Source organism: Enterococcus sp. AZ163 (genome assembly GCF_050498925.1).
Taxonomy (GTDB): Bacteria; Bacillota; Bacilli; order Lactobacillales; family Enterococcaceae; genus Enterococcus_A; species Enterococcus_A ferrettii.
Map to the genome: position 1 here is coordinate 406,062 of NZ_JBIPAO010000003.1, position 23,260 is coordinate 429,321.

Here is a 23,260-nt window from a genome sequence, read left to right on the forward strand (position 1 = left end):
GTTTTTCAATGGGGTTGTTGCTCCTTTCTAAATTCTGTGGGAGAATAACCAATTTCTTTTTTAAAGAACTTGGAAAAGGATAAGGCATCAGTAAAGCCGACTGAGCTGGCGATTAAACTGACGGGATCGTCACTTTCCATTAAAAGCTTTTTGGCTTTAGTAGTTTTTAGGTTGGTTAAATATTTTTTTGGCGTAACGCCCATCTCTTCTTTAAATCTTAAAGAGAGGTAATTAGGATGAACACCGATAAAGTGTGCAATATCTGAAATTTGAATGTCATCGTGATAATGTAGATCCATATACCGCATGGCTTGAAAGGCGGCAGAAGCTTCGTGAATATTGGCAGAATCATTTGGTTGAACTTCCTCCAGCAATGTTCCGACAATATTATACATAATCCCGTTAATTTTAAAGTAAGAGGAACGATTGTTGTGATTCAGAGATAGAATTTTACTGATTTCCTTCTCATAAAAAGCTGCATCCGAACAATCCAATACATAATTTTGCTTGCTGGATTGAAGTAAGGTGTGAATAAAATTACTTGATTCAATGCCAGTAAATCCAATCCAGCAGTATTTCCAAGGCACCTGATTATCGGCTGTATAGGTGGAAACAACATTTGCTGGAACAACAAACAGCTGATTCTCAAAAACTTCAATCGTACGATTCTCAACCTCCAGCAGTCCTTTGCCCTCCTTTACAAAATGAATAAAGTGATAATCCCTTCTTTTGGGACCGTAGCTGTAACCAGGTTCACAATATTCAATTCCGCTGTTGTACAAAATGAAGTCTGAGATACTTTTTTTTGAAAAATCAGTAAAGCGATCCGTGTATTCTTTTAAATTAGTATCCATGCTTGCATTATACATGGGAACTCTGCTAAAAAGTTTCGGATATTAGAAATTTCCATGTTTTCCTTATTTTTTTCCATATCCTAAACGGGGGAATTGATGATAAGATCTCATTAACCTAGGTGATGTAAACGCATTAATATGAAATAATAAGAGGAGGAGCTCCTGTTTTGAAAAGGAATGACAAAAATTCTTTCCATATAGAGCCGGTACAAGGATTATTAAATGATCCGAATGGATTGATTCAATTTAAAGGAAAATATTATTTTTTTCACCAGTGGAATCGCTTTGATACAGATCATACTTATAAAGAATGGGGTTTATTTACTTCAACTGATTTAGTCAATTGGGAGAATCCAGGCACAGCAATTGTCCCCGATCAGAAAGAAGATAAAGATGGCATTTACTCAGGAAGTGCTGTTGAGAAAGCTGGTATGCTGTACGTATTTTATACTGGAAATACTAAAGAGAATAACGTCAGAAAAAGCGCACAAAAAATAGCGATTTCTTCTGATGGAAAAACGTTTGTAAAAAAAAATCAGGGAATCAAAACCCCTGAAGGTTTCACGGAACATCATCGTGATCCGAAGGTTTGGCAAAGCCAGGGCAAATGGTGGATGATCGTTGGTGCTCAGACAACCCAAAACGTAGGAGCAATTACCTTGTTTGTATCACTGGATTTGTTACATTGGGAATTTCAAGGAACTTTTTATACTGATTCAGCTTTAGATCAAATGTGTGAATGCCCAGATGTATTCTCATTGACCAATGATGTGGATATTTTGACCGTATGCCCACAAAGACGAACATCCATAGAAGAAAATGACTTGTCACTATCGAGCTATGCCGGATATTTGATTGGAAAGATTGATTACAAGAAAAAGAAGTTTGTACCTGAGAGTGATATACTTCTGCTGGATTATGGCTTTGATTTTTATGCACCGCAATCCTTTGAAGATGATAAGGGTCGTCGTATTATGGTGGCTTGGATGTCGCGAATGAGTGAATTGGAAGAGGCGCAATGTCCCACGACTAAGTCAGGATATGTGCATTGCCTTACGATGCCACGAGAGTTGAAATGGCTGAATAATCAATTACGACAGGTTCCTCTTGAAGAGTATAAGCAACTGAGAAAAGAGGAGCAAAAATATACTACTGCTAATGCGGTCATCAAAAATTGCCAGAAAGCTTATGAGTTATTGATTGATCTTGGTGATTCAACCCCGACTTTTTATTTGACTTTAAATGCTGGGATGAACTCGCTAGAATACAAAAAAGGACTTTTGCAAATTAGCAGAATAAATTGGGTTTCAGGCAAAAAAGAAATGAAGGAGCTGGCGTTAGAGGAATTGCATAATCTTCAGATTTTTTGCGATAATTCAACAGTGGAATTTTTTATAAATGAGGGACAGTATGTGTTTTCGATGCGTAGTTTTTGTGACAGTTTCTCTCGAGAAATTACTTATCAAGAGTTGGGGAAAAAAGGGTCGGTTGTAGTTTACAACTATTAAGGAGAATGATGAATGAATAATAAAGAAATCGCAGCTAAAATTTTAGAGCTGGTAGGCGGAAGCAGCAATGTTCAATCGGCTACTCATTGTGCGACTCGCTTAAGAATTATTACCAATGATAAGGAAAAAATTGATATCAAGGCGGTAGAAGATATTGATAAGGTGAAAGGGAGCTTTTTTAACTCAGGGCAGTACCAGGTTATTTTAGGAACCGGCTTGGTGAATAAAGTTTACGACGAGTTTCTTCCATTGATCGATAGTTCGGAGCAAGCTTCAGTTGCAGCGACTGATGTGAAGCAAAAGCTGACCTTCCAGCGAGCCGTCAGAATCTTCGGTGATGTTTTTGTACCAATTATTCCAGTGTTGGTAGCTACTGGATTATTTATGGGATTGCGGGGACTTTTTACACAGGAAGCAGTTTTAGGAATTGTTGGTTTAGCACCAGAAGATATCCCTCAGCAGCTCTTAATGTTTACTCAAATTTTAACCGATACGGCATTTGCCTTTTTACCCGCGTTAGTGGCTTGGTCAACCTTTAGGATTTTTGGAGGCACACCAATTTTAGGAATTGTTTTAGGTTTAATGCTGGTTAGCTCTGTTTTACCCAACGCCTACGAGGTTGGACAGCAAGCGGCAGAACCATTAGTATTTTTTGGTTTTATCAATGTTGTGGGTTATCAAGGCTCTGTTTTGCCTGCTTTTGTTACCGGAATTCTAGGATCTAAAATTGAGATTTTCTTGCGCAAGCGAATCCCTGATTCATTGGATCTGATCCTGACACCCTTCTTAACGCTATTAATTGGTCTTATTCTAGCATTATTCATTATTGGCCCGATTTTTCATGAGGTCGAGATTGGTGTTCTGCATGCAGTTGAATTTTTACTTGGGTTACCACTAGGAATTGGTGGCTTGATCTATGGCAGTTTTGGTCAGCTATTAGGAATTTTTGGGATTCATCATATTTTAAACTTTTTGGAAATTAGTATGCTGGGACAAGACGGCTGGAACTATTTGAATCCAATTGGTACCTGCGGAAATGTTGCTCAAGCAGGAGCAGTATTAGCTGTGGCTATTAAATCTACTTCGCCAAAAATGAAGCAAATTGCTTTTCCATCCGCTCTATCAGCGGCATTAGGAATCACTGAACCAGCTGTTTTCGGTGTAACTTTACGATTAATAAAACCGTTTGTTATGGCAATGATTGGAGGGGGAATAGGAGGCTTTTTAGCATCAATTCTCCACTTGCGGGCAACATGAATGGCTTTAACTGGAATTCCAGGGACATTGTTATATTTAAATGAACAATTACCATTTTATATTTTAGTGAATTTGGTTGCGTTTGGAATAGCCTTTGGGTTGACTTGGACGATTGGATATAAAAAGGACCAGCAGTTGTAGAAAAGAAAATAATTCTTGAATATTTTACGAGAAATAACAATAAAGTTGTGGTTATTGGGTATAGTGTCAACTATTCTCGATTAACTCCAACTTTTTTTGATGGAGGAAGTATCGTCATAATCTAGGAAAGAGTGAGAAGTCACACAAAATGATTTATTATTTAAAGGGTTGTTGTACTCAATGGCGTTATTATTTTTTTAGCAGGTAAAATATACAAGTAAATCTAAGTATAATTTATGAAAATAGAAAGCAATCAGTTTCCTTTTTAACCCAGAAAAAATCCATATAACTTTTTTGAGCTTTCTTAAATACGAACTATCCAAATGATCAAATACTGTTTATAATAAGACACATTAATCAGAGTGTTAGTGTGGGGGGAGTCAGACATGAACTCAGTAGAAAATTTATATAAGTTGTTGCTGGAGCACCTGCAGCTGGTAGAGGTTGTAACGACACAAGATGTGGAGCAGCTGACAGGGATGAAACGCAGCGTGACGAGTCTTTATCTAAACCAGCTGGCGGATCAGGGACGTCTGGTAAAAACGAATACGCGACCAGTGAATTTTCGGCTGCCGTCAAAAAAAGGGAATTCGTTTCGGACCTTCATTGGTTACGATGGTAGTGTGAAAAATCAAATTGAACAGTGCAAATCCGCGGTGACTTATCCTCCTCACGGCTTGCCGATCTTGATCCATGGCAGCAGCGGAGTGGGCAAAAGTTACTTGGCTAAGCTGATTCACCAGTATGCAATAGAAAAAAAGGTTGTTACGGAGGATGCCCCTTTTGTGGTATTGAACTGTGCCGATTATGCCAATAATAAAGAATTATTGTCTTCTTTATTATTCGGTTATGTCAAAGGGGCCTTTTCGGGTGCGGAAAAGGATACGCATGGTTTAATTAATGAAGCTGAGGGCGGATATTTGTTTTTGGATGAAGTACATAATTTGTCGGCGGAAAATCAGGAAAAGCTGTTTTTGTTAATTGATGAGAAGAAATATCGGCCAATGGGCTCCAATGCTGAATGGCAGCAGGCAAATGTTCGCTTAATCATGGCGACTACAGAAGATCCTGAGTCGTCCTTGTTGGTCACTTTAAAGCGAAGAATTCCTTTTGATGTTTTTTTACCGGATTTTAGCCAGCGGTCCTTTTCCGAAAAAGAAAAATTGATCTTCAGCTTCTTGGACGAGGAAAGGAAGCAGCTGGATTGTTCGTTGCAAGTGGGTGAGGACTACATAATTGAGTTAATTCAATCAAATTATCGCGGAAACATCGGGGAAATCCGTAACCGGATCAAAGCCGATTGCGCGAAAGCCTATAACAAAGCGAAGACAGATGAACCGCTGGTGATTGGAACCGGACATTTTCTCTCCATTAAGGAAAAAAATAAAGAGTTTACCGAGACTTTTCAAGAAGAGGAGACCTATATTGGCAACTTCGGCTTTATTGGTTTTGAAGAGGCGGGTCAAAAGGCGCAAAACTTGATAGACGAACTCTATCACTCTTATTTTCTTAACAAACATTTCAGCAAACGCTTAAGCTATCAGTCTGACTTGGAGCGGTATGTACAGAAGAAAATGGCTTTGCAGAAGTATCTTACCAGTAAAGGTGTGGAAATAGAGGAGGCCGATTTAAATAAGATTATTTTACTGGCAGTTCTGCTGCAATACGATCCTTCCAGTGAATTAATCAATATTAAGGATGGATCGGAGGCACGCTACAACTATCACAAATTTTTCAAGCTGGCTGAAGGAGTTTTGCAGGTGTTGTTCTTGCAAAATACCTCGATCAATGAAAATGGCTTGAGTGTGCTAGCTGCTTACTTGAACCGAGTGCTGGAGATTAGTACCAAAATCAATGCCTTGATCATTATGCATGGGCATAAAAATGCTCAAACTTTAGCTAACACAGTTAATCAACTGGTAAAGGACTTTGTTTTTGAAAGCTTTGATCTGCCAATGGATGTCTCGGCGGAAACGCTGATTGCGGAGGTCAATGAGTACATCAAAAAATACAATACCTCAGATGGACTTGTTCTTTTGGTGGATATGGGTTCTTTGGAGCAAATGTATCAATCAATTCAAGGCAATGTGACCGGAGACCTTTTAATTATGAACAATGTGTCGACTTCCTTAGCATTGGATGTTGGCTTGAAGCTGAGCCAGCGTCAAAAAATTACTCAGCTGGAGCAGTTAGCACTAGAGGATTTTGCGGTGTCGAAGCAATATTTTGCCGGTGTTTCGCAAAAAACCAACTTATTGATTTCCTGCATTTCTGGTGAAGGAATCGCCTTAAAAATTAAAGATATTCTCAGTAAATACGTGAACACAGATGAAATCGAACTATTGTCGATTGACTACAGCAAATTGAAGGAGCTGCTGCAAAAGGATCAGAAAACCTTATTTAAGGATACGGTAGCCATCTTAACCACTTCACCAGTGGAAAAAGCAGTGGTACCTATTATCAATATTGAAGGGATTATTAATGGAGCGGCTAATTTGGATTTATTGGCTTCCTTCTTTCAAGCCGACGAGCTGAAAAAGTGTACCAATGAAATCATCAAGCTGTTTACCTTGGAAGGGGCAGCAGCACGGCTGAACTTTTTGAATCCGGCGATGGTCATTGATGAAGTAGAAGAAGTAATTGAAAAGTATGAAGAGTTCTACCAAATTCATATTGATAATTTTATGCGGATCAACCTTTTTCTGCATCTATCAGCGATGATTGAGCGTATATTGACTGGTGATGGGATTGACGAGAGTGACGAGGGAATTACGGCTCTTCCGCTATATCAACCCTTCAAAGAAACCTCTGCTCATTTCTTTACAGCAATTGAACAAAAATACAAATTGAAGATTCCAGATGGCGAGCTGGAGATGATTTTCCTGATCATTCAGCAGCAGCTGTGATTGTGTGAAACGAAAAAAGCTAGTGTTAAATCTTTTTTTAACACTAGCTTTTTTGCTTGTTTTGCTATACTACCGGGATTCTTGCAGGAAATGTAAGCAAAAAATAGTTGGCACGGTACTTGCTTTTATAAGAATGAAGAGAGAGGTGGAGATCAATGTTTAAGATTATTATCGTTACTCACGGAAGCTTAGCCAGTGGATTTGCGGATACATTGGAATATTTTTTACCAGAGGAGCGGGCGGTTACAGCAATCGATTTGGGAGGTAAGAGTTTAACAGCTTTCGAAGCGGAAATCACTGAGGCAATCAATGGAACGGAGTTGCCGATCCTAGCTTTGGTCGATTTGTTTCAAGGAACACCATTTAAAACTGTTTACGGACAATTAGTGCACCGTCCGGGAAGTCAGGTAGTTAGTAATGCCAATTTTGGCAGTGTGTTGACGGCAGCAATGAACAGAAACAATCCATTGTCTGAGGTGATGGAAGAAATTCTTGCAGCTGGTCAGCAGAATATGTATGATCCACAGCAATTGTTAATGATTGTCAATGAAGGCGACGAATAAGGGGAGGAAAAATAATGGGCGTTTCATCAGTATCAACGGTATTAGTAATTATTTTCGGATTTTTAATGAATTATGAGCGTTGGATCACATGTGTTGGGTTATGGCAGGCATTAATGTGTGGTACGATTACTGGTTTGATCTGTGGAGATTTACAAACAGGATTATATATCGGTGGGACCTTGCAGTTGATGACGTTAGGTATCAGCAGCTTCGGCGGTGCGTCTGTACCGGATTATCCGGTAGCGGCAATCGTCGGAACATACTTGGCGATTACAACAGGTGCCAGTCCAGAAGTGGGTGTAACAATTGGAGTTCCTGTGGCAATTATTATGGTGCAGCTGGACGTGTTGAACAAAACCTTGAACATCTTTTTCCAGCATGGTGCGGAAAAGGATGTTGCGAAAGGCGACTTCCATCGTATTCCAATGTGGCAATGGCTAGGCAATATTTTCACGATGGTTTCAACTGGAGTTCCAATCATGTTGGCAGTTTTATTTGGCCAAGGCTTGGTGGAAAAGGTATTTGAAATCATTCCTGAATGGTTATTGACGGGCTTGCAGGTAGCCGGCGGACTTTTACCAGTAGTGGGTATTGGTTTATTGTTAAGAACGATGCCGGTGAAGCAAAATGTGGCACCGTTGATTGTCGGATTTGTGTTTGCTTCTTACTTAGGGATGCCAATTTTAGGAATTGCGCTATTGGCAATGGCTTGGGCCTTTGTATCTTTTAAAAATAGTCAAAAGACCGCAGTCAGCACAGCGGCAGTACCAACAGATGGGGGGATTGAAGGCGATGAATAATGACATTTCATTCAAGAAAAAAAGAACAGCGATGCTGCGTTACTGGTTAACTGGCGGCTGCGGATCCTTTAACTACGAGAAAATGCAAGGACTGGGGTATTGTTATTCCATGTATCCAGTTCTAAAGGAAATCTACAAGGATGATCAGGAAGGGCTGAAGCAATCGTTACTGACTCATTTACAATTCTTTAACACGAATGCGATGTTTACGCCTTTTATTATGGGTGTTAACATTGCGATTGAGGAAAATGAGAAGGAAAAATCCTTGCCGACCGTTTCATCGCTAAAAACTAGTTTGATGGGACCTTTAGCAGGCCTAGGTGATACATTATTACTATCGACACCTAGTGCAATCTTCGGGGGCATCGCAGCTTCTATGGCGGTTCAAGGAAATCCGGCGGGTGTAGTTCTATGGCTGGTGGTTATGATTGCTATTAAATCATTGATTTTTCCATTTTTCAAAACAGGCTACAAAACTGGTTTGAAGATGATCTCAACTCTAGAAGAAAAAATGCAGCAGGTAACTGCTTCTATTTCAACAGTCGGGTTAATGGTCGTGGGGTCCCTCATCGCGACTGTTGTTTCGGCTAATGTGAAAGTTTCTTACAAATCAGGTGATCTAATGTTACACGGACAGGACATCCTGGATTCAATTATGCCGAATCTTATTCCTGCGTTATTGGTTGCTTTAGTTTACTGGTTATTAGGGCGAAAAAATATGACCCCAGTTCGAGTGATTTTAATCGTTATTGCTTTGGCAATAGGTTTGTCGCTTATTGGTTTATTAGGTTAGTTAAATTAGAAAATTGAAGATAGAATCTAGGAGGAAAATAATGAGTACATTAGAAGGAATTATTCACATTCGAATTGATGACCGGTTGATTCATGGACAGGTAGCCGGCTTATGGACCAACGAATTAAAAGCTACCCGTTTAATGGTGATCAATGATCAAGTGGCTACAGATGACACCCAGAAATCTTTGCTGCGAATGGTCGCACCAGGAACTGTGAACACCTCAATCATTACGGAAGAAACGGCATTTGCCAATATTTCAGCAGGAAAGTATGCTGGGCAACGTGTGTTTGTTATTTTAAAATCACCGGTTGAAATTTTGAATCTGTTGGACAGGGGCTTACCAATCAAAAGAATCAATGTCGGCAATATGTCTTCCCGTGACAATACTGAAGTCATCAAACAAGGCATTTCGGTAACAACTGAAGAGAAAGCGGCCTTTAAGGAATTGTTGGAGAGGGGCATTGAAATCACAACGATTCGCACCCCTAGCAATACGGAAAGCTTTTTGAAATTGTCAGACTTAGCTTAAGGAGGAACTTATGTTAGAGCTGTTGGATAATCAACGAACCTTTCATATTCAAGTGAAGCACACGAGCCTGGTTCTTCATGTTCTGCCGACGGGGCATGTGACCGTCATCTATTGGGGGAAAAGACTGGGATCAAAATCCTTGGCTTATGTCATTCAAGACATCGGTCGGGCAAGCTACATCTCTGATACAGATGGAATAAAGGACTTTAAGCTGGAGCAATTGCCGCAAGCAATGCCAACTTACGGAAATTCTGATTTACGCACGCCAGCCTTGGTGCTGGAGTATGCAGACGGCAGTCGGATCACGAATCTGCGTTACAAAGACTTCAAGGTTTATTCAGGTAAAGAACGGCTGCCCGGAATGCCGACGATTACGAGTGGCGAAGAGGTGGAGACAGTAGAAATTTTACTGGAGGACTATTTGCAGCAAGTAACAGTTAAACTGATTTTCTCCGCTTTTTACGAATACAACGCAATTACGCAATCTGTTGTAGTAACCAATTTAGGTACAAGCAGCGTAACAATTGAAAAAGTAGTCAGCAGCAATATTGATTTTCTAGAAGCAGCATATGATGTTTGCTACCTGTCTGGTGCATGGGGACGAGAAACGCATCGCCAGGTGAGACCCTTATCTCAAGGAGCATTTTTACTAGATAGTAAACGAGGAGCCAGTGGCCACGGACAAAACCCGTTTCTGGCCTTAGCTGATAAGCAAGCCAATGAAAACAGTGGATCGATCTATTCCATGAACATGGTTTATAGTGGGAACTTCCAGGCAATTGCTGAGGTAGATATGCACCAAAATACTCGGATGCAGATGGGAATTAATCCGTTTGATTTTGCTTGGCAGTTAGTACCGCAGGAGTCCTTTTATACACCAGAAACGGTACTGATTTATTCCGATCAGGGCTACAATCAATTATCGGCCATCTATCATCGCTTTTATCGGGAATGTTTGATGAAGAGTTCCCATGCAGAAAAAGTGCGACCGGTTTTAATTAATAATTGGGAAGCTACGTATTTTGATTTTGATAAACGGAAGTTATTGTCTTTGGCAAAAGAAGCAGCCGATTGTGGCATTGAATTGTTTGTACTGGACGATGGGTGGTTTGGCAAGCGATCGGACACGACAACTTCTTTGGGTGATTGGCAGCCTAATCATCAAAAAATTGACGGCAGCCTGTCAGGACTAATTGAGGAAATTGGCCAATTAGGCTTACAGTTTGGTCTGTGGGTAGAGCCGGAAATGGTTTCACCAGACAGCGAATTGTACCGGGCCCATCCAGACTGGATTATTCAAGTAGCAGGACGAGATCCGCAGCTCGCTCGCCATCAATATGTATTAGATATGGCTAATCCGGCGGTACAGAATTATTTGATTACTGAACTATCGACTTTGCTGGAAAAAGAAAACATTGCCTATATAAAATGGGACATGAATCGTAATATCACTGACAGCGGATCAAGCTATTTAGCCGTTGCTCAGCAAAAAGAACTGAGTCATCGTTATATTTTAGGACTATACCATGTGCTGGAAGTATTAACGGAACAATTTCCAGAGGTTCTATTTGAAAGCTGCGCTGGTGGAGGCGGTCGCTATGACCCAGGCATGCTGTATTATATGCCGCAAACCTGGACCAGTGACGATACTGATGCGATCGAACGGTTGCCGATTCAATCTGGTACATCGCTGATTTATCCACCTATTTCCATGGGTTGTCATGTTTCAGCTGTTCCCAATCATCAAGTGGGCCGGATTACTTCAATGGATACTAGAGGAATTGTAGCTATGCAAGGGAATCTCGGGTATGAGCTGGACTTGACCCAGCTTTCCACCGAAGAAAAGCTGCTGGTAAAAGAGCAAGTGGTTCAGTATAAAGAAATTCGCGAAATCGTCCAATTGGGTCAATTGATACGATTGACAGAGATTGAAAACCAAAATCAGTATGCTTGGCTATACCGTTCAAAAGATGCAACAGCTTTCGCAGTCAGTTTTGTACAAGTGTTGGCCAGAGCCAATACGGTTCCTAAACGACTGAAATTAGCCGGTTTAGATGCTAAGGCTTATTATCAAGTAGGGGAACGTATATGTACGGGATCAGAGCTGATGTCCATCGGCTTAAAGCTGGATAAACCAATCGAGGATTATGCTGGACAGCAATGGTTGGTGAAAAAGATCGAAAAATGATCAAATGGAACTATTCACAAATAGACAATATCGAAATAAAGCCCGCGTGTTGATATACTACCCCGAACTAGGACAAAGAAATATTTCTTAGTTAGGGGTTTTTAGTATTGGGAAAAGAAAGATGGCTGAGACTTCAGAAGAACAGGGAGCAATCGTCGAACAGTCTTTGAATGAAAAGATTAGTAGAAACCAAGCCATACAAAAAGCTCAAGTGAACGAATTGATGATTCAGAAAGGGTGCACTCTCTAAGGCAATGAAGAGCCGACTGAGTTACTTGCTACCAAGAAAACAAGCATTATTTCAAAGAATGAAAGGATTTTTTTGGATTCTCAAGAGAGAAAGCTAATACGGGCTGTTAGAGTAGCCTCCAAATCAATTAAGATGAATTCTCAACTTCATTTTAGGTAATTAGCAGAATGGTGTAGTCTACTCATCCCGCATCAGTTCTCCAGCGGTTTTAAAGAATTCTTTTTCGCCAATTCGGCCTAAGACAAATTCCTTGCTTAACAGATACATTTGAATAGTGACTGTAGCCGACGTTTGCAGCTGCTGCACTAATTCTTCCTCATTGGGTAAAGCTTCAAAAACAGATTGTTTCCTAGAAAAAGCTTGATAGTAACGTAACCCAAATTTACGTTGTGAAACCGCATCGAGGTGAATGCCATCGGGATTAGGGGTTAACCCTTTCGCAGTTACAAAATAGCAATTGTCTTCTTGGTCGGCGGCCTGCTTTAGCAGCTGATTAATTTCTTTATATTCAACAGCACTAGCTCCAAAGCCACTTTTGCCTAGATAATCTCCTAGCCCTCCAATCACAATGGGGATTTCAGGCGCGTTTAACTCTTGCCTTAAATAATCAAATAGAGCCTTCAATTTAGGTGCATAGGTTTTGTATAACTGGTTCAGGCTGTCACTTTCTCCTTGATGCCACAAAATACCGACCAGTTCACTGTTTTCCAATGCAAACTTAGCTTCAGAAATTGCATGGCGGGTCAACGAGCTGTCCAAGGCCCATTCATCAATTGTGCTGCCGCCTTCAGCGCAAGGAATTAATCCCAATTCCTCATCGGGATGCTGCTTCACCCACTCTAAAGCAAAGGAGGCAGCGGGGCCAACTCCGGCGACCTCCCGGTCAAAATGGATCGGCTCAACCATCATTTGCCAGCGTCCGTTGCGCAGCATTTGAATATGTTCGTGATAAATAGGTGTCACTTCTTCGATAAATCCGCGTCCAGCCATATTTGACTGACCAATTAGTAAGATTGATTTCATTCTGCACTCTTCTTTCAGTTATTCAAGCAATAATTTATTGGGGAAAGTAAAACGAATTTCATTTTTTTGCGTAACTTAATTACGAACCGATAAATAGAGGCGTCGAAGAACTCTAACAAACACTTTCTTCTCCACTCCTGTTAAATAATAAATCGCTGTCTTACGACGTCTTTATTCTATCGGTCCTGTTTTCAATTGACAACTATATCGATTGTTTTCCACTAAAAGAATATTTAATCGAGATCAGAACGGGTGGTTCAGGTCTTTTTTGTGCTTAAGGACTTTGCTGAGAAATCTAACCCCATGCTATACTAAAAAGGAGCCAACTTGCTATCAAGATAAGTATAGATACAGTCATAGACAGGGGAGACTACTTATGACACAAATTTTTCTCGTCGAGGATGATCTGACGATTGCTAAAAATTTAATGCTGCTATTACGGACCGAAGGATTTACAGTTACGCATGCAGCTACCCGTAATGAAGCGCTAAGATTGTTAATCGTTCGTAAGTTTGATTTGGCGTTAATTGATATTTCTTTGCCGGATGGGAATGGGTTTACAGTATGTACTGAAGTGAAGGAGGTCCAGCCTATTCCGGTTATTTTTCTGACTGCTTCAAATGATGAAGCGAGTGTCGTGACGGGATTAAATATGGGGGCAGATGACTATATCACAAAACCGTTTCGGCCAAGAGAATTAGTCGCTCGCATCAAAAATGCTTTGCGCAAGAATGGTGGCAAATCAAGCGCTTTTGAAATTCAAAATGTACAAGTAAATACAGCCAGCGGGGTTGTAAAAAAGGCTGGCAGTGAAGTTTTTCTTTCTGCTTTAGAATATCGCCTACTGCTAGTGTTTATTAACAATCCGACAAGCATTATTCCTAGAACACGTCTGTTAGATGAATTATGGGATGCCGCAGGAGAATTTGTCAATGACAATACATTGACGGTATATATTAAGCGACTGCGAGAAAAAATAGAAGAGAATCCTGCTAAACCAAGGATCATTTTAACGGTTCGGGGGATGGGCTATCGCTTAGGAGGCAGAGATCATGCTCCGGAATAAAGAATTTCGCTCGTTTATTTTATTGTTTGGATTACTGACTATCGTTTTTACAATCATTGGCTGGAAAATCACTGAAGCGGCTGGAATCTTAGTGTTGATCTCAGCCGTAGTTTTTGATGCGGTCTTTTTTGTTTTTACTCAAAAGCGGTATGAAAGTATTGCTCGCATTTCTGACCAAATTGACTTGGTGCTGCACAATGAGGAACGTTTATTTATGGAAGAATTGCAGGAAGGAGAGCTGTCGATACTCCAAAGCGAAATTACCAAAATGACTCAGCGAATCCGCGAACAAAATGATGCTCTGAAAAGAGAAAAGGCTCATCTTGCGGATTCTTTAGCGGATGTGGCTCATCAGCTTCGAACACCATTAGCTTCTGCCAATCTAACTTTGTCATTGCTGGAAAATACAACCAACCAAAATGAACGAAAGGTTTTGATAAGGGAAACCGAGGAGTTACTGCTGCGGATGGATTGGCTGCTAACTTCTTTATTAAAAATTTCACGTTTGGATGCAGGAGTGGTTATGTTTAACAATGAAACAATTGTTCTGAGTACACTGTTGGAAAATACATTGCGGCCGCTGGCTATTCCAATGGAACTGCGGAACATTCGTATTCGGATAGAAATTCCGGAGGCGGTTAGAATCATTGGAGATTCAGGTTGGTTAGCAGAGGCGCTGCAAAATATTTTGAAAAATTGTATGGAAAGCTTGGATGAGGGAGGTCAAATTGATCTAGTATGCAGTGACAATCCATTGTTTACTGAACTGGCAATTCATGACAGTGGTCCTGGCTTTCGTCAGGCAGATTTACCGCATCTGTTTGAACGATTTTACCGAGGGGAAAAGGATAAAGCTACTGGTTATGGTATTGGATTGGCTCTTTGTAAAATGATTGTTACTCAGCAAAATGGAACAATTACTGCTAAGAATCATCCTCAGGGGGGTGCTCTGTTTACTCTCCGTTTTCCAAAGTGACGAATCTCTCACTTAAAAGTCACCCAGTTGAAAGCTAGAGGTTCTATGATAAAAGAAAAGAAAGGAGCCGCCTATCATGGAGCTTTTAAGAATTGAAAATTTGAGTAAGGTGTATGGCACAGGAGAAAATCAAGTTGCAGCTTTGGATAAGGTTTCGTTGAGTATTGAAAAAGGAGAGTTTGTAGCTATTATTGGTTCTTCGGGTTCTGGAAAATCTACCCTGCTACATAGTATTGGTGGAGTAGATGTACCCACCAGCGGAAACGTGTACGTAGATGGACAGGATGTTTATGCGCAAACGAATGAAAAGCTGGCAATTTTTCGGCGCCGCCAGGTGGGCTTGATTTATCAATTCCATAATTTGATTCCAACTTTAAATGTGGTCGAAAATATTACCTTACCAGTATTAATGGACAAACGAATGGTTAATCAAGAACGGTTGAAGGAATTATTGGCATTATTAGGTTTGGAAAAAAGGCAACATCATTTGCCTAATCAGCTTTCAGGAGGTCAGCAGCAGCGGGTTTCGGTTGGTCGTGCTTTGATGAATGCTCCGGCGGTTATGCTGGCGGATGAACCAACGGGCAGTTTGGACAGCCGTAACGGTCATGAGATTATTCAATTGCTGAAGCTCAGCAACCGCAAGTATGGACAGACTCTGATCGTGGTTACCCACGACGAAAGTATTGCTTTACAAGCCGATCGGATTATCGGTATTTCCGATGGTAAGGTGGTACGGGATGAGAGGACGGTACGTCCATGAATATTTTCAACAAGATAACGCGAGAGAATATGAAGAAAAATCGCACCCGTACTTTAGTAACAATCATTGGGGTAGTTTTGTCAGCTGCGATGATTACAGCGGTGGCGACTTTTGCGATTTCACTGCAGGATTATACCATACGAGGAGCCAGTGAAAGATACGGCAAATGGCAGGTGGCGTTTCCTGACGTAACTGCTTCTTTTGTTGAAAAGCAAGCTAATAATGCAGAAGTAGCTAATACGGCCAGCATTGAAAATCTAGGCTATGCAGCACTGTCTACCAACAAAAATCCCAATAAGCCCTATCTATTTTTGACGGGTTTTAATCAGTCTGATTTTGATCAGCTGCCGCTTAAATTAATTTCTGGCCGACTGCCAAAAGATAGCAGTGAGGTGCTTATTCCTGAACATTTAGCCTCGAATGGCGGGGTACATTTTGCAGTAGGAGATAAGATTACTTTAAACCTAGGGGATCGAAGGCAGGAAGATCGAGTTCTAGGCCAGCACGATCCCTATCTTACCGAAGGGAAACCTGGAGAATTTAAAGAAAAATTGGTGTCCAAAATGGAGAAAGCTTACAAAGTAGTGGGAATTTGCCAACGGCCCAGCTTTGAGGAATTTGCTGCACCTGGATACACGTTAGTTACAGTAGCCGATCCTGCTGTTCCGTCAACCAGTCGTAGTCTTTTTGTCACGCTTAAGAATCCGCGTAAGGTTAAGGCCTACGCAGAAAAGATTGCCGGTAAAAAATCCTATGTTTTAAATGAAAATGTCCTACGGTTTATGGGATTATCTGAGGATACGATTTTTAACACCCTGCTCTTCTCGGTTGGAGGAATTTTAGTATTATTGGTGATGATTGGGTCGGTGTTCCTCATTTATAATTCCTTTGTTATTTCTCTAAATGAACGGATACAGCAGTTTGGGATTCTTTCCTCAGTTGGGGCTACGCCGAAACAGTTGCGTAATTCTGTATTGTTTGAGGGGATATGTATCGGTGCTATTGGGATTCCAGCAGGTGCACTCGTTGGATTGGGCAGTATTCGCTTAGTCATTTCCCTGGTAGCCAAAAACTTTAGCAATATTATGTATGCGGATGTTCCACTAAAATTAATCATTTCGGTGCCTGTCCTGCTTTTTGCTGCAGGGATCAGCTTGATCACTATTTTGATTTCGGCTTACTTGCCAGCTCGCAAGGCAGCGAATACACCTGTGATGGAAAGTATTCGTCAAACCAACGAGGTAAAAGTAGAAGCAAAAAGTATTCGAACATCGAAGGTTGCTAAAAGGCTTTACGGTTTGGAAGGAACCTTGGCACTAAAAAATTTCAAACGTAACAAAAGACGTTACCGCAGCATTGTGTTGTCATTAACCTTGAGTGTGGTATTGTTTGTGGCAGCTCGTTCATTCGGGGCACATTTACAGCAGGCTGCGGAACGATCAGTGGTTGATAGTGATTATGATCTTGTTTTTACCACACCAGATATGCCAGAAAAAGAACTTTTTCAGCTGTATGAAGAATTGAAAATAGTCGATGGCGTTAGTGCTAGTTCGTATCAGGCTATCGTAAATTACTCCACAGTAGTGCCAACTACAGAACTATCGGCGGCTTATCGAGAAGGGCTTCAAGATTCAAAAACTAAAACCCATGCATTTCCACTGACAATCCAATTTATCGAAGATAGTGAATACCAAAAGTTCCTGCAAAGCTTAAACTTGCCAGTGAAAGAATATATGGGTACAAATGCCAAAATGACTGCGGTAGCGAAGACTAAAACTGAAAAACAAGCGAATGGAAAAAGCGATTTGCTCAATCTATTTGCACAGGACAAACAGACACTGACAATCACGCCTAAAACAGAGGATCCAAATGCGGTTCAACAACAGGTGGAAGTAACCTTTGTTGACACCATCCCACTTGATACTTTGCCAAGCCAGCCAGGAGAAAGCAAACCTTATGTTTTCATAATTGTAGCCCCTTATCAGCTGAAGGAACAGTTTTCTCCAGTGGGAATTGACCAGCAATTAGGCTTGACCTTCTTATCGGATCAACCAGCACAAACGGTGAAGGAAATGGATGCTATTATTCAAAAAAAAGGAATCGCGGCGGCCTATACCTTATACAATGCAAAAGAAATCTTTGATCAAAATCGCAACATCATTTTTGTAGTCAATGTTTTCACCTATGTATTCCTGGTGATGATTTCGCTAATCGCAGTTGCGAATGTATTCAATACGATTTCTACAAATATTAAGCTGCGCAGAAGAGAATTAGCTATGCTGCGTTCAGTGGGAATGTCGGATCGAGGATTCAATAAGATGATGCTTTTCGAATGTGCTTTTTACGGCCTACGAGCGTTACTACTAGGAATACCTGCTGCATCAATCATCGCTTGGCTGATCTACAAAGGAATGGTCGCAGGGGGTGCTGAGATAACCTTCGTATTTCCTTGGGAGAGTATGTTGATTAGTATCCTAAGTGTCTTTTTGATTGTACTAATCACAATGTTCTATGCTGTCAGCAAATTGAAAAAGGAAAATATCATTGATGCTTTGCGGGATGATTTGGCGTAATTATTTCCAATTAAAAATTTTCGTTGACTTTCCCCTTACTGGAACCTTTACCATAGGATCAGAAACGGGGGAATGAAAATGGCGAACGAAAAATTTATGGCATTAGAGAATACGATTCAGACAAGGTATGGGAACACAGCAGGAATTACTGTAGTAAAGAACGGTGACTTCGTTTATGAAAAGTATTTTGGCGACTGTGACGCAGAAAATTTTATCCATGTTTTTTCAGTCACTAAAAGTGTCATTTCAGCGTTAATCGGAATTGCATTAGACAAAGATTATATCAAAAGCCTTGATCAGAAAGTGTTGGAATTTTTCCCGGAATACCAGGTGAAAGAAAAGGAAAAAACGATCAAAGAGATTACACTAAGAAACCTGCTTACAATGACAGCACCCTATAAGGAAAAGCTGAATCCTTACCCAGAATATTTCACCAGTCCCGATTGGGTGGAATTCTCATTGGACATGTTAGGCGGTAGTGGCAAAATTGGCGACTTTCAATATGCTCCATTAATTGGCCCAGATATTTTATCAGGCATCTTAGAAAGAGTGAGTGGACAAACAGTCTTGGATTTTGCTTGCGAACAATTATTTGCTCCGATGGACATTTCGGTGGCGGAAGCGATTGTCTTTCGCAGCCAAGAAGAACAGATGGCTTTTTATGCTTCCACCACTACTAGCGGCTGGGTTGCTGGCCCAACTGGAGTAAATACAGCGGGTTGGGGTTTAACTTTGACGACTAAAGATATGGCAAAAATCGGTCAATTATATGCGGCTGGTGGTGTTTGGAACGAGCAGCAGCTGGTACCTAAACGATGGATTGAAGAAAGTACTCAGGAGCATAGCTGCTGGAAGGAGATGAACCTTCAATACGGATATCTATGGTGGGTATTGGGAGATGGATCTTTTGCGGCACTAGGCGATGGAGGAAATACGATATATGTAAATCCACAAAAACAGCTGACAGTAGCAATTTCAGCTTTGTTTGTTCCGGAGGCAGAGGACCGGATTGATTTGATTAAGACTGAAATTGAGCCATTGTTTGAATAAAAAATACCAGACTGGAATGAACTCATTTCCGTCTGGTATTTTTTTCTATTCTTCATCTTCGATATACTCCAAAATATCTCCTGGCTGGCATTCCAGTACCTTACAAATTTCGTTCAAGGTCGAGAAACGGATAGCCTTAGCCTTGCCGGTTTTTAGGATGGAGATATTGGCATTGGACATGTCAACCCGCTTGGCTAGTTCCCCAGAGGGCATTTTCTTCTTGGCTAAAACAACATCTAGATTTACTTGAATCATGAATTTTCCTCCTCAAAAGGTTTAGATCGTGAGTTCGTTTTCTTCAGCAATCAAATTAGCTCTTTCCAAAATCTTAGCTAAGGCCCAAACGATGGCTGCTCCTACCATATAGGTTAGATCTAACGAGAAACCTTCCGTACTAAAGCCCTGTAAGTGCGCCATTACATCGGGTAAGCTGCTGGCAAAGGACAAGATCAGCAATAAAGCCGCAACTTTTTTAGCAGTAGTTACATTTTCGGAAACGAAGATTCGATCCATTTCCAAATTTTTGAAAAAGCTACGAGTGAAATAGAATAGTACGCCATTTAAAAGCAGGACCACCATCAGAGAACCGAGAATCAATGGTGAAGCAAACAGCATCGGTGTCTTCGTTCCATAAATCAGTTCACCTTCAGGAATGGATTGAATAAAATTATGAACCTGCGGAGAGTTCAATAAAATCGCTACCCCGATCACTGTGACGGCAGCAACCACCATTAATCCAATTGCTAAACTAAATAAAATTTTTAATCCTTTGTATACATTCTTTTCTGCGTTCATTTTCATACACTCCTTTTTTTGTGTGAAACCTTAACCTTGAACATAGTATATCCTTATGATTAAATTAAGTCAATAAAAATATATCGATAATCGATAAAAAAGTATTGCTTATCACTAAAAATATATCGAATTAATGATTTAGAACTGGCGGAAACAGCGGTGTAGGGCTGTCCTAGAAAGTTTTGGGATAAAAAGCAGCTGTAGGGAAAATTTTTTTAAATTCGTGATTGACAGCGTTTTCCAGCCGTGCTATGATTTATTTATAGATATATGAGGAGTGTAACTGATCCGATCAGGCACCACCAAATCTACTGTAGTTATAACTACTTTAGTTTGGTGTTTTTTTGTTTTTCTGGCCATAAAGATAAGAGGTGATCAACATTTATTCGATGATAAAATCACTAAACAATAATCTCGTTTTGGCAGTGGATGAACACCAAGAAGAATTTGTATTGTTTGGCAAAGGTATTGGCTTCAAGATGAAGAAGGGAGACATTGTTGATCAAAGTTTAGTGATAAAAACTTTTCAAGCAAAGGATCGGGAACAAGATTTTAGTACTTTTTTCGAAGCGATCTCACCAGAGGTATTAACTGCCTGTGAGAAAATTATTGAACAAGGAGAGGCGGCATTAAACAAGAAACTCAATGCCAGCATCATTGTTTCATTAGCTGACCATCTACAGTCAGCAGTAGATCGTTTCCAAGAGAATCAGGTAATTCCTGAAAACGCGTTGCAGTGGGAGATTCCATTTCTATACTATAAGGAATATCAGTTGGGAAAAATGGCCTTAGAAATTGTCGACGAAGTAGTTGGCATCCAACTGCCTAAGCTAGAGGCCTCCTTTATAGCTTTGCATTTTGTCAATGCTCAGGATGGTTTGGAATCGATGGATGAAACCTTGTTAATCACGGAAATTACTAAAAGCATTGTAAAAATTATCCAATCGTTGTACGATGTGTCACTGAACAAGGAAAGTATTAATTAATCGCGGTTTGTGACCCATATCCGCTATTTCATGAATCGACAGCTGCATAATAAGGTACTAGAACCCCATTCAGATAATAAATTATTTGAAATTATTCAAGCTCAGTATCCTATGAGCTATGCCTGTGGCTTAATGGTTCGGGAAATGTTAAAAAAAGACTACCAAATGCAAATTGATAATGATGAAATGGTGTATTTAATTATCCATATTGAACGAGTGGTTTCTGAAATGAAAACTGAATAAATGTAAACTAGGTGTGTAACATAATTGGCATTAACCTAAACAACTATTCTGCGGGAGCAGTGTATTTGTTTAGGTTTTTTGTTTGCTGTCAAGGGAGGATAAAACGATGACGAATAAAGAATTAGCTCGAAGAATCATTGAAAAAATGGGCGGGAAAAACAATATCACGCAAAGCTGGCATTGCATCACTCGGCTGCGCTTTAACGTTCGTGATAAAAACGCGGTAAATCTGATGGAGATCAAAGAGCTGGAGGGTGTGATTGGTGCCCAATATCAAGGAGGACAATTCCAAATTATTATCGGTAATGAGGTCGTCAATGTCTTTAATGAGGTCAGCAAAATTCTCGGCTTGAATCCAGAAGCGGGTGCCGAGCAGGGGGCGAAGGGGAACCCGATTGAACGAGTTTTTGATGTTATCTCAGGGGTATTTACTCCGATTTTACCAGCGATTATTGGAAGTGGGTTACTGAAGGGCTTCATGGCAATTTTGCTAGCTACCAGCCTGCTGTCCGATCAAAGTGCCACCTACTTGATTTTGAACGGGATTTCGGATGCGGCTTTTAAGTTTCTGCCTTTTCTCGTAGCTTTTTCAGCAGCGAAGAAATTCCAAACGAGTGCTTCTGTAGCCGTGGCTCTAGCTGGGGTATTAATGTATCCATGGCAGGAACTGATTAACAATCCAGAAATTACTAACTTGAGCTTTTTAGGCTTTATGAATGTGCCGGTGGGCAACAGCTACGCCTCTTCGGTTTTACCAATTATTTTAGGTGTTTGGCTGTTAAGTTTTGTGGAAAGGTTAGCCAAGAAGGTAGTACCTAATTCACTGACCATTGTTTTTGTTCCACTGATTTGTTTGGTTATCACTGCGCCTTTACTATTGACATTCATAGCTCCACTGGGAACGATGATTGGAACTTATTTGGAACGTTTCTTTACAATGCTGTTTGATGTAGCTGGTCCTTTTGCAGGGGCGTTATTGGGAGGATTAATGCCACTGATTGTGATTACCGGCATGCATTATGCCTTCTTCCCAGGCTCCTTTGCCAGCTTCGAAAAGTTTGGTTACGACATCATGCTGCTGCCGATGAGCTTGGTTTCCAACATGGCCCAGGCTGGCGCTACATTAAGTATTTTCTTCAAAACGAAGGATTCCAAGATGAAGCAAGTGGCCTTCTCGGCGTTTGTGCCCGCGATGTTTGGGATTACTGAACCGGCGATTTATGGTGTAACCATGAAGCTGAAGAAACCATTTTACGCTAGCCTAATCGGTGGAGCTGTCGGAGGTGCAATCTTTGGTGCATTTACTGTAAAGGCACTGAGTTTTACTGTTCCAGGTGTGTTGGCTTTGCCGACATACTTAGATGAAGCTTCAAACAACTTTATCTTTGCTTTAGTTGGCGTGTTTGCCAGCTTTGCTGTTTCTTTTATAATGACTTGGATTTTGAAATTTGAAGAAACCGAGACTGCTGAGCAAGCACCAGCTAGTGAAGTGATTGCCAGAAGCGGTGGTCCTACCCATATTGTCGCTCCTATTACTGGTGAGGTGAAGCAGCTAGCCGATTGTCCGGATGCTACTTTTGCAGGTGAGATGGTTGGTAAGGGTGTGGGGATCATTCCGAGCGAAGGAAAGGTAGTGGCACCTTTTGATGGGGTAGTTACTTTAACCACTGAAACCAACCATGCCATAGGGGTGACTTCAAACGATGGTGTGGAGCTGTTGATTCATATTGGTATTGATACGGTTAATCTAAAGGGAGAAGGTTTCTCTAGAGAAGTCAGCGAAGGAGACGTTGTCAAACTGGGGGATACATTGCTGCAGTTTGATCTCGAAAGAATTCAAGCAGCTGGCTTAAGTGTCTATTCGCCAGTGGTTGTAACCAACACAGCAGATTTTCTGGATTTAGTTTCCGCAGTTACGACGGGCAAGGTGTCGTCAGGAAAAGATGATTTAATTATTGGGATCAATTGATTTTAGATAAATAAAGGAGGAATT

The 23,260-nt window shown here is 40.7% G+C and carries 19 protein-coding genes and 1 pseudogene; 16 read left to right on the forward strand and 4 right to left on the reverse strand.

Going from position 1 to position 23,260, the window contains the following annotated elements; all coding sequences use genetic code 11:
- Window positions 1-5: 5 nt before the first annotated feature.
- A complete protein-coding gene (locus IGI46_RS23570; protein ID WP_429974400.1) occupies window positions 6-869 on the reverse strand; it encodes an AraC family transcriptional regulator in 864 nt (287 codons plus the stop codon).
- Window positions 870-1,021: 152 nt separating this feature from the next.
- On the opposite strand from IGI46_RS23570, the gene IGI46_RS23575 reads away from it, so the two are divergent.
- The 8 genes and pseudogenes from IGI46_RS23575 to IGI46_RS23610 all read left to right on the forward strand — a co-directional run bounded on the left by IGI46_RS23575 (window position 1,022) and on the right by IGI46_RS23610 (window position 11,542).
- Entirely contained in the window at window positions 1,022-2,362 is a 1,341-nt protein-coding gene (locus IGI46_RS23575; RefSeq protein WP_429974401.1) for a glycoside hydrolase family 32 protein, read from the forward strand.
- 12 nt (window positions 2,363-2,374) lie between these two features.
- Window positions 2,375-3,760 (forward strand): annotated as a pseudogene (locus tag IGI46_RS23580) (PTS transporter subunit EIIC).
- Between the two features lie 386 nt (window positions 3,761-4,146).
- On the forward strand, window positions 4,147-6,666 hold the full coding sequence (locus IGI46_RS23585) for a sigma 54-interacting transcriptional regulator (protein WP_429974402.1): 2,520 nt from the start codon (window positions 4,147-4,149) through the stop codon (window positions 6,664-6,666).
- 155 nt (window positions 6,667-6,821) lie between these two features.
- On the forward strand, window positions 6,822-7,229 hold the full coding sequence (locus IGI46_RS23590) for a PTS sugar transporter subunit IIA (protein ID WP_429965448.1): 408 nt from the start codon (window positions 6,822-6,824) through the stop codon (window positions 7,227-7,229).
- A 14-nt stretch (window positions 7,230-7,243) separates the two neighbouring features.
- Window positions 7,244-8,029 carry a PTS mannose/fructose/sorbose/N-acetylgalactosamine transporter subunit IIC gene (locus IGI46_RS23595; RefSeq protein ID WP_207704676.1) on the forward strand — a complete coding sequence of 262 codons (786 nt, stop codon included), beginning with the start codon at window positions 7,244-7,246 and terminating at the stop codon, window positions 8,027-8,029.
- Window positions 8,022-8,822 (forward strand): PTS system mannose/fructose/sorbose family transporter subunit IID, encoded by an 801-nt coding sequence (locus IGI46_RS23600; RefSeq protein ID WP_429965447.1) that lies wholly within the window; start codon window positions 8,022-8,024, stop codon window positions 8,820-8,822. The genes IGI46_RS23595 and IGI46_RS23600 overlap by 8 nt, the downstream gene beginning before the upstream one ends.
- 40 nt (window positions 8,823-8,862) lie before the next feature.
- A complete protein-coding gene (locus IGI46_RS23605; protein WP_429965446.1) occupies window positions 8,863-9,354 on the forward strand; it encodes a PTS system mannose/fructose/N-acetylgalactosamine-transporter subunit IIB in 492 nt (163 codons plus the stop codon).
- Window positions 9,355-9,364: 10 nt separating this feature from the next.
- Window positions 9,365-11,542: an alpha-galactosidase gene (locus IGI46_RS23610; protein WP_429974403.1), complete on the forward strand. Its 2,178-nt coding sequence runs from the start codon at window positions 9,365-9,367 to the stop codon at window positions 11,540-11,542.
- Between the two features lie 427 nt (window positions 11,543-11,969).
- On the opposite strand, the gene IGI46_RS23615 is transcribed toward IGI46_RS23610, so the two are convergent.
- The gene (locus tag IGI46_RS23615) at window positions 11,970-12,815 is read right to left on the reverse strand and encodes a sialate O-acetylesterase (RefSeq protein WP_429974404.1); all 846 of its coding nucleotides are present in this window, start codon (window positions 12,813-12,815) and stop codon (window positions 11,970-11,972) included.
- A gap of 376 nt (window positions 12,816-13,191) precedes the next feature.
- Between IGI46_RS23615 and IGI46_RS23620 the strand changes: the two genes are divergently transcribed.
- The 5 genes from IGI46_RS23620 to IGI46_RS23640 all read left to right on the forward strand — a co-directional run bounded on the left by IGI46_RS23620 (window position 13,192) and on the right by IGI46_RS23640 (window position 19,243).
- A complete protein-coding gene (locus tag IGI46_RS23620) occupies window positions 13,192-13,881 on the forward strand; it encodes a response regulator transcription factor (protein ID WP_429965442.1) in 690 nt (229 codons plus the stop codon).
- Window positions 13,868-14,857 carry a sensor histidine kinase gene (locus IGI46_RS23625; RefSeq protein ID WP_429974405.1) on the forward strand — a complete coding sequence of 330 codons (990 nt, stop codon included), beginning with the start codon at window positions 13,868-13,870 and terminating at the stop codon, window positions 14,855-14,857. The genes IGI46_RS23620 and IGI46_RS23625 overlap by 14 nt, the downstream gene beginning before the upstream one ends.
- 76 nt (window positions 14,858-14,933) lie before the next feature.
- Window positions 14,934-15,620, forward strand: a complete 687-nt coding sequence (locus tag IGI46_RS23630; protein ID WP_429974406.1) for an ABC transporter ATP-binding protein — start codon at window positions 14,934-14,936, stop codon at window positions 15,618-15,620.
- Window positions 15,617-18,193 (forward strand): ABC transporter permease, encoded by a 2,577-nt coding sequence (locus IGI46_RS23635; RefSeq protein WP_429974407.1) that lies wholly within the window; start codon window positions 15,617-15,619, stop codon window positions 18,191-18,193. The genes IGI46_RS23630 and IGI46_RS23635 overlap by 4 nt, the downstream gene beginning before the upstream one ends.
- 78 nt (window positions 18,194-18,271) lie before the next feature.
- On the forward strand, window positions 18,272-19,243 hold the full coding sequence (locus IGI46_RS23640; protein WP_429974408.1) for a serine hydrolase domain-containing protein: 972 nt from the start codon (window positions 18,272-18,274) through the stop codon (window positions 19,241-19,243).
- 45 nt (window positions 19,244-19,288) lie between these two features.
- On the opposite strand, the gene IGI46_RS23645 is transcribed toward IGI46_RS23640, so the two are convergent.
- Both IGI46_RS23645 and IGI46_RS23650 read right to left on the reverse strand, forming a co-directional pair.
- On the reverse strand, window positions 19,289-19,498 hold the full coding sequence (locus IGI46_RS23645) for a helix-turn-helix domain-containing protein (RefSeq protein ID WP_429974409.1): 210 nt from the start codon (window positions 19,496-19,498) through the stop codon (window positions 19,289-19,291).
- A gap of 21 nt (window positions 19,499-19,519) precedes the next feature.
- Window positions 19,520-20,038, reverse strand: coding sequence for a DUF2975 domain-containing protein (locus IGI46_RS23650; protein WP_429974410.1), 519 nt, complete (start codon window positions 20,036-20,038; stop codon window positions 19,520-19,522).
- A 389-nt stretch (window positions 20,039-20,427) separates the two neighbouring features.
- On the opposite strand from IGI46_RS23650, the gene IGI46_RS23655 reads away from it, so the two are divergent.
- The 3 genes from IGI46_RS23655 to IGI46_RS23665 all read left to right on the forward strand — a co-directional run bounded on the left by IGI46_RS23655 (window position 20,428) and on the right by IGI46_RS23665 (window position 23,236).
- Entirely contained in the window at window positions 20,428-21,024 is a 597-nt protein-coding gene (locus IGI46_RS23655; RefSeq protein WP_429974411.1) for a PRD domain-containing protein, read from the forward strand.
- 9 nt (window positions 21,025-21,033) lie between these two features.
- Window positions 21,034-21,267, forward strand: coding sequence for a PRD domain-containing protein (locus tag IGI46_RS23660; RefSeq protein WP_429974412.1), 234 nt, complete (start codon window positions 21,034-21,036; stop codon window positions 21,265-21,267).
- Between the two features lie 106 nt (window positions 21,268-21,373).
- Window positions 21,374-23,236 (forward strand): beta-glucoside-specific PTS transporter subunit IIABC, encoded by a 1,863-nt coding sequence (locus tag IGI46_RS23665; protein ID WP_429974413.1) that lies wholly within the window; start codon window positions 21,374-21,376, stop codon window positions 23,234-23,236.
- Window positions 23,237-23,260: the final 24 nt, after the last annotated feature.